Source organism: Bacillus alkalicellulosilyticus (genome assembly GCF_002019795.1).
GTDB classification, from domain to species: Bacteria; Bacillota; Bacilli; order Bacillales; family Bacillaceae_F; genus Bacillus_AO; species Bacillus_AO alkalicellulosilyticum.
In genome coordinates, this window is record NZ_KV917381.1 from 1,256,456 (window position 1) to 1,271,401 (window position 14,946).

At 39.2% G+C, this 14,946-nt stretch carries 15 protein-coding genes; 13 read left to right on the top strand and 2 right to left on the bottom strand.

The window, feature by feature from the left end; translation table 11 throughout:
* Positions 1–89: 89 nt before the first annotated feature.
* From BK585_RS06355 to pheA, 4 genes are all read left to right on the top strand, one after another.
* Positions 90–626, top strand: coding sequence for a Spo0B C-terminal domain-containing protein (locus tag BK585_RS06355; protein ID WP_078552644.1), 537 nt, complete (start codon positions 90–92; stop codon positions 624–626).
* 17 nt (positions 627–643) lie between these two features.
* Positions 644–1,927 (top strand): GTPase ObgE, encoded by a 1,284-nt coding sequence (obgE, locus tag BK585_RS06360; protein WP_078552645.1) that lies wholly within the window; start codon positions 644–646, stop codon positions 1,925–1,927.
* A 246-nt stretch (positions 1,928–2,173) separates the two neighbouring features.
* A complete protein-coding gene (locus BK585_RS06365; protein WP_139367641.1) occupies positions 2,174–2,581 on the top strand; it encodes an ACT domain-containing protein in 408 nt (135 codons plus the stop codon).
* 21 nt (positions 2,582–2,602) lie between these two features.
* Positions 2,603–3,487 (top strand): prephenate dehydratase, encoded by an 885-nt coding sequence (pheA, locus tag BK585_RS06370; RefSeq protein WP_078552647.1) that lies wholly within the window; start codon positions 2,603–2,605, stop codon positions 3,485–3,487.
* Between the two features lie 185 nt (positions 3,488–3,672).
* On the opposite strand, the gene BK585_RS06375 is transcribed toward pheA, so the two are convergent.
* Positions 3,673–4,209, bottom strand: a complete 537-nt coding sequence (locus BK585_RS06375; RefSeq protein ID WP_078552648.1) for a transcription repressor NadR — start codon at positions 4,207–4,209, stop codon at positions 3,673–3,675.
* A 15-nt stretch (positions 4,210–4,224) separates the two neighbouring features.
* On the bottom strand, positions 4,225–5,349 hold the full coding sequence (locus BK585_RS06380; protein ID WP_170885700.1) for an IscS subfamily cysteine desulfurase: 1,125 nt from the start codon (positions 5,347–5,349) through the stop codon (positions 4,225–4,227).
* A gap of 258 nt (positions 5,350–5,607) precedes the next feature.
* Between BK585_RS06380 and nadB the strand changes: the two genes are divergently transcribed.
* The 9 genes from nadB to BK585_RS06425 all read left to right on the top strand — a co-directional run bounded on the left by nadB (position 5,608) and on the right by BK585_RS06425 (position 14,917).
* Entirely contained in the window at positions 5,608–7,209 is a 1,602-nt protein-coding gene (gene nadB / locus BK585_RS06385; RefSeq protein ID WP_078552650.1) for an L-aspartate oxidase, read from the top strand.
* Positions 7,206–8,042, top strand: a complete 837-nt coding sequence (gene nadC, locus BK585_RS06390) for a carboxylating nicotinate-nucleotide diphosphorylase (RefSeq protein ID WP_078552651.1) — start codon at positions 7,206–7,208, stop codon at positions 8,040–8,042. Before nadB ends, nadC begins: the two co-directional genes overlap by 4 nt.
* Positions 8,042–9,145, top strand: coding sequence for a quinolinate synthase NadA (nadA, locus tag BK585_RS06395; RefSeq protein WP_078552652.1), 1,104 nt, complete (start codon positions 8,042–8,044; stop codon positions 9,143–9,145). The genes nadC and nadA overlap by 1 nt, the downstream gene beginning before the upstream one ends.
* 326 nt (positions 9,146–9,471) lie before the next feature.
* Complete coding sequence (gene safA / locus BK585_RS24590; protein WP_139367505.1) at positions 9,472–10,455, top strand: SafA/ExsA family spore coat assembly protein; 984 nt, start codon at positions 9,472–9,474, stop codon at positions 10,453–10,455.
* A gap of 129 nt (positions 10,456–10,584) precedes the next feature.
* On the top strand, positions 10,585–12,003 hold the full coding sequence (locus BK585_RS06405) for a YhcN/YlaJ family sporulation lipoprotein (RefSeq protein WP_078552654.1): 1,419 nt from the start codon (positions 10,585–10,587) through the stop codon (positions 12,001–12,003).
* A 157-nt stretch (positions 12,004–12,160) separates the two neighbouring features.
* The gene (locus BK585_RS06410) at positions 12,161–12,736 is read left to right on the top strand and encodes an intercompartmental signaling factor BofC (RefSeq protein ID WP_078552655.1); all 576 of its coding nucleotides are present in this window, start codon (positions 12,161–12,163) and stop codon (positions 12,734–12,736) included.
* A 346-nt stretch (positions 12,737–13,082) separates the two neighbouring features.
* Positions 13,083–13,679 (top strand): Holliday junction branch migration protein RuvA, encoded by a 597-nt coding sequence (gene ruvA, locus BK585_RS06415; RefSeq protein WP_078552656.1) that lies wholly within the window; start codon positions 13,083–13,085, stop codon positions 13,677–13,679.
* Positions 13,680–13,694: 15 nt separating this feature from the next.
* The gene (ruvB, locus tag BK585_RS06420) at positions 13,695–14,699 is read left to right on the top strand and encodes a Holliday junction branch migration DNA helicase RuvB (RefSeq protein WP_078552657.1); all 1,005 of its coding nucleotides are present in this window, start codon (positions 13,695–13,697) and stop codon (positions 14,697–14,699) included.
* On the top strand, positions 14,696–14,917 hold the full coding sequence (locus BK585_RS06425) for a DUF2905 domain-containing protein (protein ID WP_139367506.1): 222 nt from the start codon (positions 14,696–14,698) through the stop codon (positions 14,915–14,917). The genes ruvB and BK585_RS06425 overlap by 4 nt, the downstream gene beginning before the upstream one ends.
* Positions 14,918–14,946 lie beyond the last annotated feature (29 nt).

A 14,946-nucleotide genomic window follows, 5' to 3' on the forward strand; every position in this document is an offset into this window, starting at 1 on the left:
CATTTGTCACATATCTCAAATTGATGAGACATTACTCATCTGGGTATGTTAAGATAAGCATGTAAATTTTGTTATTTAGGAGTGCGGGTATGACGAAAAAGTGGGATGATATGCATGAACTATTGCGCCATTCTCGTCATGATTGGTTGAATGTGATTCAATTGATTAAAGGGAATATCGCATTAAAGCGACTTGACCGAGTGGAAGAAATAATTAATGAGGTCATTAATAAAGCACAAAATGAAAGCAAATTATCAGATTTAAAAATTCCCTTACTAGCTGGAGAATTATTAACGATAAATTGGGAAAACCATTTATATGAGACAGAAGTTGAAATCGTTGGAGAAGTTCTTGATTTGTCTCGACATGAAAAAATATTAAAGCAATGGTGTAACAACCTGATAGAGCTGTTCGACGAGATAAGTAGTCCAAGCAGTGAAAATCACTTGTTGATAACCTTTGATTTGTATCCAAAAGAGGCTACAATTACGTTTGATTTTCAAGGGAAAGTAATGAATGTTCCCCTTGTCGAAGAATGGATAGTAAAAAATAAAACGGACGGACTAGTCATAAAGGAGAGCAGTGTAACTTCTTCTGAAGTATATATAACTGTTGCCTTAGTGTAGTAGGTAGAGGTGTAGATATGTTTGTAGATAAAGTTAGTGTGTTTGTTAAAGGTGGAGACGGCGGAAATGGTATGGTTGCTTACCGTCGTGAAAAATATGTACCAAAAGGTGGCCCTGCTGGTGGAGATGGTGGAAAAGGGGCAGATGTAGTATTTGAAGTGGACGAAGGATTGCGTACATTAATGGATTTCCGATACCAGCGTCATTTTAAAGCTACAAGAGGAGAGCATGGACGACCAAAAAGTCAACACGGGCGAAATGCTGATGATATGGTTGTTCGTGTTCCGCCTGGTACAACGGTATTAAATGAAGAAACAAAAGAAACCATAGCAGATCTAACTGTGCATGGACAACGCGCTGTCATCGCTAAAGGTGGTCGAGGTGGTCGCGGAAACTCAAGATTTGCAACAGCTACAAATCCTGCTCCTGAAATTGCGGAGAACGGTGAACCAGGAGAAGAGAAAAATGTAGTGTTGGAACTTAAAGTATTAGCAGATGTTGGTTTGGTAGGGTTTCCTAGTGTAGGGAAATCAACGCTTCTATCTGTTGTGACATCAGCAAAACCGAAAATTGCTGATTATCATTTTACTACGATTACACCAAATCTAGGGGTCGTAGAGACAGATGATCATCGAAGCTTTGTGATGGCAGATTTACCAGGATTAATTGAAGGGGCTCACCAAGGAGTAGGATTAGGACATCAATTTCTACGACATATTGAAAGAACAAAGGTCATCGTCCATGTCATTGATATGTCTGCTCTTGAAGGTCGAGACCCATATGATGATTTCCTAAAGATTAATGATGAGCTCAAACAATATAATTTACGATTACTTGAACGTCCACAAATTATTGTTGCTAATAAAATGGACATGCCGGATTCAGAAGAAAATTTAGTCGCTTTTAAAGAAAAACTAACAGAAGATTATCCAGTATTTCCAATTTCAGCGGTAACAAGACAAGGGTTAAGACAGTTATTATTAGCTGTCGCTGACAAAGTGGACCAAACTCCAGAATTTCCTTTATATGAAAAAGAGGAAATCAAGTCAAGAGTCATGTATCGCCATGAAAAAGCAGAGGAACCATTTAAGATTTCACGAGATGATGATGGTGCTTTTGTTCTATCAGGTGAAGCTGTTGAAAAGCTCTTTAAGATGACAGATATCACCCGTGATGAATCCATTCGACGCTTCTCAAGACAACTTAGAGGAATGGGTGTCGATGAAAAACTTCGAGAGCGTGGAGCTCAAGATGGAGATATTGTCCGTTTATTAGAATTTGAATTTGAATTCGTTGAGTAATAAATCAGTATTTAAGGCATAGGCCTATATTTAGGGTGTTTCAAAGGGTTTTTATTCACCTTTTCGAACATCCTTTTTTATTTGTGGAAACAACCAATGTGGCTATTCGTTTGACCTAAATACATAATAAGGCATTGTCAAAAAGTTCACACAAATTTATAATGATATAATATTGATAATTGATCGATTTATGGTGGTGAGAATCCAGTGCAACGAGTGGAGCACTTTTATTTAGTCCGTGAAGATATGTTAACCGAAGCCATGCAAAAAACGCTAGAAGCAAAAGCGTTGCTCCAAACTGGAAAAGCCAAAAAAATAAGTGAGGCTGTTCATACGGTTGGATTAAGCAGAAGTGCTTTTTATAAATATAAAGATGGCATATTCCCATTCCATACGATGGTTAAGGAAAGCATTATTACTTTTTCTATATTGTTAGAAGACCGAGCAGGTGCTCTTTCTGAGTTATTATCAATTGTAGCTTTCTCCAAAGCAAATGTGTTAACGATAAACCAAACCATCCCATTACAAGGGCGCGCAAATATTACATTATCACTTGATACTGCCCCGATGGAATTAGATGTTCGAGAGTTTGTAAGGACGATTCATGAACTTGATACAGTTGAAAAAATAGAAGTGATAGGCTCGGGTTCATAAGAAAGAAAGGTTGGGAGAAGCATGAAAAAAATAGGCTACTTAGGCCCAAAAGGAACATTCACTGAAATGGCGGTTAATGCCATCTTTGCAAGCAAACAGGCTATACCTTATTCGACAATTCCAAACTGTATGGATGCAGTTTCAGCTAAAGAAGTGGATATCGCTGTTGTCCCCTTAGAAAATGCGATTGAAGGGTCTGTTAACTTAACATTAGATTATATTATTCATAAGCATGAGATTCCTATCGTAGGAGAGGTTGTCGTTCCTATTGAGCAGCACCTTCTCGTTCATCCAGAAAACAGTGCAAATTGGTCTGGGGTAGAGGTTGTCTATTCACATCCACATGCCATCGCCCAATGTCATGATTTTTTAAGGAAAGTCTTACCAAAGGCTGAATTGAAATATATGAACTCTACAGGTGCTGCAGCACAGCATGTCTTAAATCATCCTAGTGAAAAGGCTGCAGCGATTGCAAACGAACTTGCTGCGAGTGTCTATCAATTAGATACTGCTGAGCGATGCATTCATGATTATGAAAATAATCTAACCCGATTTGTCATTTTATCAAATGATAAAGAAGAAATAAGCTCACCGTTGTATTTTGAAGATAAAACAACAATGATGGTGACGTTACCTGCAGACTATTCAGGAGCGCTTCACCAAGTGTTATCTGCTTTTGCTTGGCGGAAGTTAAACTTAACAAAAATTGAGTCAAGACCGATGAAGACAGGCTTAGGTAACTATCTATTTGTAATTGATGTAGACCAACGCATGGATGAAGTACTTATCCCAGGGGTCATTGCTGAGCTAGAAGCATTAGGATGTGGGGTACGAGTATTAGGTAGTTACCCATGCTTTACGTTAAAAAAAACAAAAGATGTAGATAAAAAACCAGTACCTAAGTAAAAAGAAAATAGTAAATAAAAACCACTCAAAAGATACTATACAACTTTTAGTGGTTTTCTTATGTCTTGTAAGCAATCCAGGAAGGGCGATGGCTTTACTCGCTGTGAGTACTTTACTAAGAAGTTCACATAGTAAAGTACTTTTCAAAAGAGGGCATTGGCTTTGCACATCGCTTCTAAAAGCGACTATGTCGCTTTTAGAAGATAGCCTGCGTTACGGAGGGCTTGGATAGCTTCGGTCAACTGTTCTTCAGAGGAACCTTCAATAGTGTGGAGATGGACTCCATCTGTTAGTTCGGATAAAAGAGTGGCTCCTGTACTGGTGATTTTTTCGATGAACGATTTGATATCTCGACGATTTGCAATCATCAGTGAGCCCGTGATGTCACCATAAACCGGGTGTTCTACCATAACATCCTTAATTGTAACCCCATGGTCAACTAAAATGGTTAATTCAGCTTCCGTTTCAGCCGGTGAGTGCTGGCAAGCGATGACTTTTTGAATGTAACGAGTATCTTTTTTTAAGTACATATATCCTTGGGCAGTTGCAATGATAGGGTGATTTTTAGCTTTTAAAATTGAAATGTCTTGGACAATCACTTGTCGGCTCACGTTTGTTCTATCAGCAAAATCATTCCCTGTAATCGGTTCTGTCGTTTCAAGTAACCAATGTAAAAGTAGCTTTCTTCGTTCTTCTCCTAATACTTTTCGTTTCCCCGTCATACACTTTACTCCTCTCTAGCTAAAATAGGCAGCTATGATTTCATTTAAACAAGTGGCTGTCGTACGTATATCCTGTTCGGTTGTATGTTTTCCTAATGTAATTCTTATAAATTCATGTGCCTCTCCAGTTGTTTTTCCAGTTGCTATCATAGATTTAGGTGGGTCAGATTGTCCAACCTTGCAGGCACTACCCGTGGATATTGCTATTCCTCTGCGATTGCATTCAAGCATGACGTATTGACCTTCAATTCCTTTTATGCGTAAGGAAATGTGATGAGGTAGCCTCTTGTTTGGATGACCTTCTAATACACAAAAGTCGTTGTTAATTAGTCCAAGGAATAGTTCTTTAAGAGAAGAGAGGCGTGCCGCTTCAGCATTCATTTCTTTTGATATCTCTTCAGTTGCTGTTGCAAAAGCAGCTACTGCTGGAACATTGAGCGTTCCTTGTCTAAATCCTGATTCATGTGTCCCGTTTTCTAGCAACGGTCTCCACCTTACTTTAGGATTAATATAACATGCACCAATTCCTTTTGGACCATAAATTTTATGTCCAGAAATCGTAATACAATCAAGATGAGATTTTTGAACATCTATTGGTATTTTTCCGAAAGATTGGACACAGTCACTATGAAAAAGAATGTTCCTCTCCTGTAAATACTTCCCGATGGTTTCAATATCTTGCAACGTACCTAACTCTGCATTTGAATGACCGATGGAAACAAGGATTGTATCTTCTCGTATTGTATTCTTGAGCACATCCATTTCAATTTCGCCATACTGATTTACTGGAAGGTATGAAACATCAAAACCAGAGTCAGCAAGCCATAAAAACGTATTTAGAACAGAGGGATGTTCAATTTCTGTAGTAATGATATGTTTTCCTTTTTTGGCTTTAGAGAGGGAGAGGAGTGATAAAAAATTACTTTCTGATCCCCCACTTGTAAAATAAATTCCACGTTCTTCACCATTAATTAATTGAGCGATTATCTTCCTTGAATGTGAAACAATTTCATTAGATATGAGTCCAAAGTCATGTAAACTATTTGGGTTACCAAAATGCTCTTGAGCTACTTTTGTATAAATGTGTAGAGCCTGATCAGACATAGGTGTTGTTGCTGAATAATCTAAATAAATCATGATATCGCTCCATTTTCGTATTTGGTAAACATTTATATTGGTTTCTTAAGGCCTTGTTAATACTAAAGAATAAAACTTATCTTATAGAATTACATAAAAAAACTCTTGTCACTAGTTTAAATTTATGTAAATATAGGTGTCAAGACACCTGTTGCACTAAAAGGTAAAAAACCGAAGCCACTGAAAAAGTACAAAACAACTTTTCAGTGCCCTCGAATAACAAACCTTTACAGTGCGCTCGTTAAAAGGGAGGTCATTTGAATGACAATAACACAGGTAGCAGATGTGATCATCATTGGAAGTGGCCTGGCGGGGTTAATGGCAGCTGAGATTCTTTCTACGCATAAGAATGTGATAATTATCACAAAGTCAAATGTAGAATGTAGTAATTCTTCAATGGCTCAAGGTGGAATAGCGGCTGCAATTGACAAAGAAGACAGTTGGAGTGACCACTTTTTCGATACAATTGTGGCCGGAAGTTTTCATAATAACGAAGCAGTGACGAAACTTCTCGTGCAAAAAGGGCCAGAAATGATTGAGAAATTAATTGAGCTCGGTGTAAACTTTGACCGTGACAATGATGGAAACTATTCCCTCGGAAAAGAAGGTGCTCATCAACGAAGAAGAATCCTTCATGCTGGCGGTGATGCGACTGGCAAGGAGCTAGTGACTAAATTAATTGAACGAGTCAAAAAACATACAACAATCATTGAACATGAAACAGCAATCGACCTTTTAGTATCGAATACGGGCTGTTATGGTGTCATAACACATACACAAAACGAGCAAGAGAAAATATACCTTGCTCCGCACACGATTTTAGCTACTGGCGGAGCAGGACAGCTATATGAAGTGACATCCAATTGTGAGCAGGTAACTGGCGATGGAATGGCACTAGCATACCGAGCTGGAGCACTTCTTGCTGATATGGAATTTATTCAATTTCATCCAACGATGTTAGTCAAGGACGGAAAAGCATATGGGCTTGTATCGGAGGCAGTTCGTGGCGAGGGGGCTAGACTTCTTACTGAGCAAGGCACTTATCTAATGGATGGCAAGCATGAACAAATGGACTTGGCACCAAGAGATGTTGTAGCTAGAGCTATTTTTGAACAATTATCCTTAGGCAAACCTTTATTTCTTGATATCTCATCAATTCCTGATTTTCAGTCTAGGTTTCCATCTGTTACAGAATTATGTATAAAGGCTGGATTAGAAATAGAAGATGGACGGATTCCTGTTGCCCCTGGCGCTCATTTTATGATGGGAGGAGTCGTAACCGATGAACAAGGTCAAACAACGGTTCCAGGATTATATGCGATAGGAGAAGTGGCCCGAACAGGAGTTCATGGTGCCAATCGCTTAGCAAGCAATTCGTTGCTTGAAGGAATTGTGTTTGCTTCGGAATTAGCATCATTCATTCTTTCTGCTAATCGTCTTAAAGCCCCTTTAGTTGTCCTTTCTAATCGAGACGAATTAAAAGCAAGGGATTTTGAGTTACCTAACGTATACGAGATACAAGGATTGATGTCTCAGTTTGTAGGAATTGTCCGTAATAAGCAGGGGTTAGAAACGGCTCTGCAATGGGTGAAATCTTATGAAAAGGCAATATGGAATAACCAAGAATACAGATTAAAGATTGATGAAAAAACCATTTGTAATATGTTAACGGTTTGTTATTTTATTATTTCTGCAGCTCTTGAACGAACTGAAAGCAGAGGAGGCCATTTCCGTTCCGATGCTCCTCAACTCGATTCAGAATGGTTACAAAAAAGTCTTTACTGGTCAAATCGCCAAACGAATCCTGTTCATGATGTGCAACTTAAAGATGATTGTAAACCTATGGTAGGAGTGAAATCATGAATTACTTACAAGTGAAACAGCAGTTACAACAATTTTTTATTGAAGATATCGGAAGTGGTGACATTTCAGCATCTATTTTTCAAAACCAGCATGGAACCGGTGATTTTATTGTAAAAGACGATGGTATCATAGCTGGAATTAACATCATCAAGGAAGGATACCACCTGCTCGACTCAAGCATCGTGGTTCGTACAAATTATAAGGATGGGGATTATGTTGAAAGAGGAACAGTTATCGCAACTGTATCTGGTCCTGTCGCCTCTTTACTAACTGGTGAGAGAGTGATCCTCAACTTACTGCAACGTATGAGCGGGATTGCTACACTTACTAAGCAAGCGGTTATTGCTTTATCAAGTGAAAAAACAAGAATATGTGATACGAGAAAGACAACACCAGGTTTGCGTATGTTTGAGAAATATGCTGTACAATGTGGTGGTGGGTATAATCATCGAATTGGGTTATATGATGGTGTGATGATAAAAGACAATCATATCGCAGCTGCAGGAAGCATTTCAGCAGCGGTAGCGCAAGTAAGAGAAAGCTTAGGGCATATGGTGAAAATTGAAGTGGAAACCGAATCTAAAGAAGCTGTTCTAGAAGCGGTAGAGGCAAAAGCAGATATTATTATGTTTGATAACCGTTCCCCGGAAGAAGTGAAGCAATTTGTTGAATTAGTCCCTTCTGGAATTGTGACAGAAGCTTCAGGTGGAATTCAGTTATCTAACCTTGCTGACTATCGTTTTAGTGGAGTTGACTATATATCGCTTGGGTTCTTAACTCATTCGGTGAAAGCACTTGACATAAGTTTTAATGTAACTGGGGGGAATAAATAATGAGTATGTTAGAAATGATTGAAAAACAAACACTACTTCCAAAGAAATATGCACAAATGTCAGTACAACAAATGGAAGAACGAGTGAGAGAAATAAAAAATAAATATGGGAACCGTATTTATATTCCTGGACATCATTATCAAAAGGATGAAGTCATTCAATTTTCAGATTCAACAGGAGATTCATTGCAGTTAGCACAATTATCAGCTCAAAATAAGGATGCAGAATATATTGTCTTTTGCGGTGTTCATTTTATGGCAGAGACTGCGGATATCCTAACAGCAGACCATCAGGAAGTTATTTTACCTGATATGCGAGCTGGCTGTTCAATGGCAGATATGGCTGATATGGACCAAACTGACCGTGCATGGGACGCACTACAAAAGAAATTTTCGGATACAATTTTACCGTTAACGTATGTAAATAGTACAGCAGCGATTAAAGCATTTTGTGGAAGACATGGAGGAGCAACGGTAACTTCATCTAATGCTAAAAAAATGTTGGAGTGGGCTTTTACACAAAAAGAAAGAATTTTGTTTTTACCGGACCAACATCTTGGCCGTAACACAGCGTTTGATCTTGGCATCCCGTTAGAACATATGGCTGTATGGGATCCTATCTCAGATAAGCTTGAGTATGAAGGAAATGTCGAGGACGTGAAGATTATCTTATGGAAGGGACATTGTTCTGTTCATGAGAAGTTCACGGTAGAAAATATAAAAGAGTTAAGAGCGTCTTCTCCAGAAACAAACATTATTGTTCATCCGGAGTGTTCACATGAAGTTGTACAATTAGCAGATTATGCCGGCTCAACACACTATATTATTGAGAAGTTAAAAGCAGCACCGGCTAACACAAAATGGGCAGTCGGAACCGAGATGAATCTCGTGAAACGCCTTGGTCAAATTCATACAGATAAAGTAGTTACTTCTCTTAATCCAAACATGTGCCCTTGTTTAACGATGAATCGTATTGACCTTCCTCATTTATTATGGTCATTAGAAGCGATTGAAGAAGGTAAAGTTTTAAATAAAATAAAAGTTGATGAAGATGTAGCTAAAGAAGCTATCCTAGCGTTGGAACGTATGTTACAAAGAGCATAAATTTAAGAAATGGGCTAGGACAGAACTAGCTAAAACAAAACATCTGTACTGGCTTCACTCGCCACAAAGCCCGTTGTGAGAAACCCACTCACAACGGGCTTTTAAAAGAAGGTGGCGGTTTCGCTCATTGCTTAGAGGGTGAGACAAAAGGTCAATAACAACCTTTTGTCTCACCCTCTTTCTTTTTTTGGTATAAAGCAAGAAAATTCCGCATAGATTGTGCTGAGAGTATTGTTCCGGCTAGCTTCTCATAGGTATCAATCTATGTGTACCATTTAGCCCAAGTTTGCATATAATGTACAGAATTGTTTGAGGAGGGGAAGAAGTTGAAAATTCATATCGTTCAAAAAGGTGACACGTTATGGAAATTATCTCAAAAGTACAATGTAGATTTTGAACAGTTAAAAGCAGTAAATAATCACTTATCTAACCCTGATATGATTATGCCAGGAATGAAAATTAAAATTCCAACAGGTAGTGTTCCTGTGAAAAAAGAAGCACCGATTAAAAAAGAAGCACCAATTCAAAAGGAAGCTCCGATTCAAAAAGAGGCTCCCATTAAAGAGCAACCAGTTGTAAAAGAGCAGCCAAAGCCAGTTATGCCTCAAATGCCACAAGTTCCTTATGTCCAGCCGATATCGCATGAGATGCACTTTAACATTTACAAACCACAGCAGCCAATCAAACAACCACCAGCTCCACCAAAAAAACCAGAAATTAAAGCACCACCTAAACAACCAGTTGTAAAAGCTCCTATTATGGAAAAACCAAAAGAAAAACCATGTCCACCATTAGAGTCACCAAAAGCGCCAATGCCACCAGCACCAACACAAGTAGCACCAATGGCACCACCACCACAAATATCGCCAATGGCAATGCCACAACAACCATGTCCGCCGGTGCTGATGCCACAACAACCATGTCCGCCGATGTATCCAATATCGCCAATCATGCCTGGTTGCGCTAGTCCAGGAAGTTTCTCACCGTATGGGATGCAACAAGGTTTTCAAGCATACCCTAGTCCATATCAAGGATATCCACAACATCAAGGTGCATTTCCTCAACAACAAATGCCACCTTATGGATTTCCGCAACAACAAGGTGGAGTACCTTTTTATGGGTATGAGCAAGCAATGCCACCTCAGCAACCACAAGCACCTGTTCAATTTGGCGGAGTTCAACCACCAAGTACGTATGCACAACCAGGTTTTCCGGCTTCAGGACACCAGGTACCAACACATCCAACAAGTGGATTTCCTGCTCAACGATTACCGAATGAGTATGAAGAATACGATGATATCGACGATTAAAAAAGGTGAGGCGACATTATGTCGTCTCATTTTTTTTATGTAGAACAAAATATTAACAACACTCCTACAATGTAACAGTGTAATACAAGCTTGAAATAGACATCATAAGTTGTGAAAGGAGGTTAAAACATGCGAAAATTCGCGATTACAGTTACAGCAGCAACTATGTTACTAGGTGGTTTAGCCGGATGTGGTGTCGATAATCAAGCACAAGATATGGGTGCACGTCAAGGACAAGGTTATGGTACGCAAGGTCAACTAGGTAACCAAGGTACAATTGGTATCCAAGGTACACATGGAACAACTCCAGGTGTTGATGGAACTCACGGTACGCAAGGTACCCGAAACCAAGGTGGACAAGGTTTATTTGGTGGACAAGGCACTGGAAGCCAAGGTGGTGGCTTATTTGGTGGACAACGTACTGGAAACCAAGGCGGCGGATTATTTGGTGGACAAGGTACTGGAAATCAAGGTGGCTTATTTGGTGGACATGGTACAGGAACTCGTGGTGGCCAAGGAATGCTTGGTGATACTACTCGAGGAACTGGTCAAATGGGACAAACTGATGGTGCTTGGAGAGGACAAGGAACTGTTCACGGCCTAAATGGTGTAGGAACAGGTCAAAGACAAGCAGACCAAGGTGTAACTAGAGGGACTGAAGCACGTTGGACAGGTGAAGGTCCAATCACTGACATGTTTACTCGTGACGACCGTGCTAGAACTCGAGGTACTGCAACGGGTAATCGAGGAACAACTGCTACTCAGAATGGACAGCGTGGAAACCGTGTTCAAAGTCAACATTCAGTTGGTTTAACACAAAGAGGGAATGCTGTTCGTGTACAAGACATGGGTGAGTTAAACTTAGGTCGTAGAATAAGTACGTATGCTCCGACTCAAAATAACCGTACTGGAGAACCATTTGGTGTAGGTGCTGGTGAAATAAGTCCAGATGGTACTCGTCAATCTATGCATGAAGGAAGAGGAACAACAGGTACACGTATGGGTGCAGCTGGACGTCGTTCTGGTGACCATAGTGGAATCGTTGGTGACCGTCCTGGAATGGTAGATGACCGAGGAGTACTTCGTGATGAGGTGCGTCCCAGGCAGGGGATAACCGGGCAAGCTAACCAAACACGAGAAACTGGAGACAGAGCTCGCACACAAACAGCTGATAGAACTCAAAGAGGTCAAGGCACTGCAGCTAATTACCATCGTTCATATGATGGAGCTTCTGTTCAAAAGATTCAAGATCGTTTAGCTGAAAATGATATTCGAGACTCTCGCGTAATTGTCCATGATGACACAGTTGTTGTAGCTGTTGATTCTGATGACAGAGATGTTCAAAAGAGAGTTCGAAATACAGTCGGTGACACGTCTGATGCCAAAAATATTCATGTAGTATCAGACAGAGATGCTGTTAGTCGTGTTCGCACAATGGATGACCGCCTTCGAGGTGGAGCTGCTTGGGAAGAAGTAGGTGCTACCTTTACAGAAATGATTAATGATTTAGGAAGAGCAGCGCAACGCCCATTTGAGCGTACTCGCTAAATATAAATGAAAGAGCAGGGACATCCTGCTCTTTTTTTGGGGTTACATATTTGTGAACTTTTTTAGTGTATTCTATTTTTTTGGATAAAACTTTCATTAGATGGTAAACATAGTTATGAATATCGCTTATACACTTTTAAAATTTGGGGTGATTTTGATGAACATTCGTCAAATCATAAAAGACATAACAATTGGACAAGGAACTTTTGTGTTACTTCTGGTTGTTGTGATAGTTGGAAGTATTATTGTCGGAAATCAGGGACAAACAGTAGCTGAAAACAAAGAAACAGTAAATGTAAATCAAGAAGCCTTTGAAGTAATGGCGCCAAAAACTGTAGAGGTCGTTCTTGAAAGAGTATATTTGGATGGAGAAATAAGTGAAGAAGTGGTTCAAGAAACCATTTGGTCAATGGAAGATTTTTGGGCTTTTTATGCCGATTGGACATTACTAGACCAAAATGAAAGTCGAGTTACTTTCCAACAGGAAGTCAATGACATTTCACCTTTATTAAAAATCAATGGTTATTTTGGAATATCTGAAGAGGGGATATTAAATATTTACGATGGACATCCCAATCATGAGAAGGTCATTCAATCGTTTTTTCAAATAAATACAAATAAATTACAAAGTCATCAACACCATGAACTTAAAGAAGGGATTCCCGTGTTATCTCGGGAAAATTTCCAAGAAGTATTAAAAACCTTCGAACGGTATGCTGTAAAAAAAATGTAATGAGGAGTGTGGGACAAAAGGTTGTTTTTTTGAAGCCACTGAAAAAGTACAAACCAACTTTTTCAATGCCTTAAATTATGGTGGCAAAGGCTCCACTCGTAGCAGGCTTTTAAAACATTCAACGGTTACGCACATTGCTTAGAGGGCATTGAAAAAGTTAAAAACCTAACTTTTTCAGTGCCCTCTGTTTTTTATACTTTTTGTTTCACCCTTTAGTTATGTCCTGGCCTTTTAGTATGGAGTGACGTTTACAAGTTGAAAAGCAAACACACTCCCTTTCTTTTCGTAACAACTGCAGGTTATGGTAAAATAGAATTAATGTTCGATTAGTAAAGGGGAGAGCGTGTTGATTGAATCGATACAAGGAAAGTTAGAATGCATTGATCCGTATTATATCGTGGTTGAAACGGGGGGAATTGGGTATCAGGTCTTTTGTCCAAATCCGTTTGCCTTTGAAAAATATAGAAATACAACTATTAAAGTATATACTCATCAATATGTAAGAGAGGATATCTTGCGTCTTTTTGGTTTTAGTTCAAGAGAAGAACGAAAAATGTTTGAAAAGCTTCTTAATGTTTCAGGAATAGGACCAAAAGGTGCATTAGCAATATTGGCTACAGGCGAACCAAGTCAATTGGTTGAAGCGATTGAAGGCGAAAAGGAAGAATTTCTTACTAAGTTTCCTGGTGTTGGTAAAAAGACTGCGAGACAAATGATTCTTGACTTAAAAGGAAAACTCGAAGACTTTGTACCAAATCAATTGTCTCTACAACCAGATTATACAAAAGCTGATGCTCATGAGTTAAGTGAAGCACTTGAAGCATTAAGAGCACTTGGATATGTTGAAAGAGAAATTAAAAAGGTCGAAAAAGAACTGAAGAAAGAAGAGCTATCTACAGACCAATATATTAAAAAAGCGTTGCAGCTGATGCTATCGTTATAAGGGGAGAGGACGATAATGGAAGACAGAATAGTGTCTGCTCATGAGCAAGATGGTGATGAATCGGTTGAAGAACATAACATTAGACCTAGCGATTTAGACCATTATATTGGACAACATAAGGTAAAAGAAAACCTTAAGGTATTTATTGAAGCAGCAAAAATTCGCAATGAGGCGTTAGACCATGTATTATTATATGGACCCCCTGGACTAGGGAAAACAACATTGTCCGCAATAGTTGCCAATGAAATGGGGGTTCAGCTTCGAACAACATCGGGCCCAGCTATTGAACGTCCAGGAGATTTAGCAGCAATTTTAACAGCACTTGAGCCTGGAGATGTTCTCTTTATAGATGAGATTCATCGGCTACACCGAATTGTAGAAGAAGTCCTCTATCCTGCAATGGAAGACTTTTGCTTAGATATTGTCATTGGTAAGGGGCCAACAGCTCGGTCTGTGCGTCTTGATTTGCCTCCGTTTACATTAGTCGGAGCTACGACAAGAGCTGGGATGTTATCTGCACCACTTCGAGATCGCTTTGGAGTCTTATCAAGACTTGAGTATTATACGGAACAAGAACTCACAGAAATCGTGAAGCGGACAGCTACCATCTTACAAATTGATATTGATGATGCTGGTGCCACAGAAATAGCGAAGCGTTCTAGGGGAACCCCACGTATTGCTAATCGTTTATTACGTCGAGTCCGAGATTTTGCTCAAGTAAAGGGGAATGGTGAGATTACGCTTGAGTTAGCACATAGTTCACTTGAACGCCTTCAAGTAGATCGACTAGGATTAGATCATATCGATCATAAATTACTTTTAGGCATTATTGAAAAATATAGAGGTGGACCAGTTGGATTAGAAACAATAGCTTCTACGATTGGTGAAGAGACAGATACAATTGAAGAGGTATATGAGCCATACTTATTACAAATAGGCTTTCTACAACGAACACCAAGAGGAAGAATGGTTACACCAGCAGTGTATCAACACTTTCAGATGGAGGTGCCAAAAGAGTGAGTTTCATCCCAAAACTCTTTATTACGATTGGAATCATCTTGATTATTGTAGGAGTTCTTTGGCAAATTGGTGGGAAGTTCATTTCTCTTGGAAAGCTTCCTGGAGATATATTAATCAAAAGAGAGAATGCGACGTTTTATTTTCCGATTATGACGTCAATTATAATTAGTATCGTACTATCACTTGTTTTTTTAGTGATTGGTCGTTTTTTACGGTAATTTGAATACATACGAAAAGGTGAAACATA

What these genes read in the sequence shown, in the direction of transcription:
- BK585_RS06355 (WP_078552644.1), top strand. Translation starts at nt 90, where the DNA reads ATGACGAAAAAGTGGGATGATATGCATGAACTATTGCGCCATTCTCGT.
- obgE (WP_078552645.1), top strand. Translation starts at nt 644, where the DNA reads ATGTTTGTAGATAAAGTTAGTGTGTTTGTTAAAGGTGGAGACGGCGGA.
- BK585_RS06365 (WP_139367641.1), top strand. Translation starts at nt 2,174, where the DNA reads ATGTTAACCGAAGCCATGCAAAAAACGCTAGAAGCAAAAGCGTTGCTC.
- pheA (WP_078552647.1), top strand. Translation starts at nt 2,603, where the DNA reads ATGAAAAAAATAGGCTACTTAGGCCCAAAAGGAACATTCACTGAAATG.
- BK585_RS06375 (WP_078552648.1), bottom strand. Translation starts at nt 4,209, where the DNA reads ATGACGGGGAAACGAAAAGTATTAGGAGAAGAACGAAGAAAGCTACTT.
- nadB (WP_078552650.1), top strand. Translation starts at nt 5,608, where the DNA reads ATGACAATAACACAGGTAGCAGATGTGATCATCATTGGAAGTGGCCTG.
- nadC (WP_078552651.1), top strand. Translation starts at nt 7,206, where the DNA reads ATGAATTACTTACAAGTGAAACAGCAGTTACAACAATTTTTTATTGAA.
- nadA (WP_078552652.1), top strand. Translation starts at nt 8,042, where the DNA reads ATGAGTATGTTAGAAATGATTGAAAAACAAACACTACTTCCAAAGAAA.
- BK585_RS06405 (WP_078552654.1), top strand. Translation starts at nt 10,585, where the DNA reads ATGCGAAAATTCGCGATTACAGTTACAGCAGCAACTATGTTACTAGGT.
- BK585_RS06410 (WP_078552655.1), top strand. Translation starts at nt 12,161, where the DNA reads ATGAACATTCGTCAAATCATAAAAGACATAACAATTGGACAAGGAACT.
- ruvB (WP_078552657.1), top strand. Translation starts at nt 13,695, where the DNA reads ATGGAAGACAGAATAGTGTCTGCTCATGAGCAAGATGGTGATGAATCG.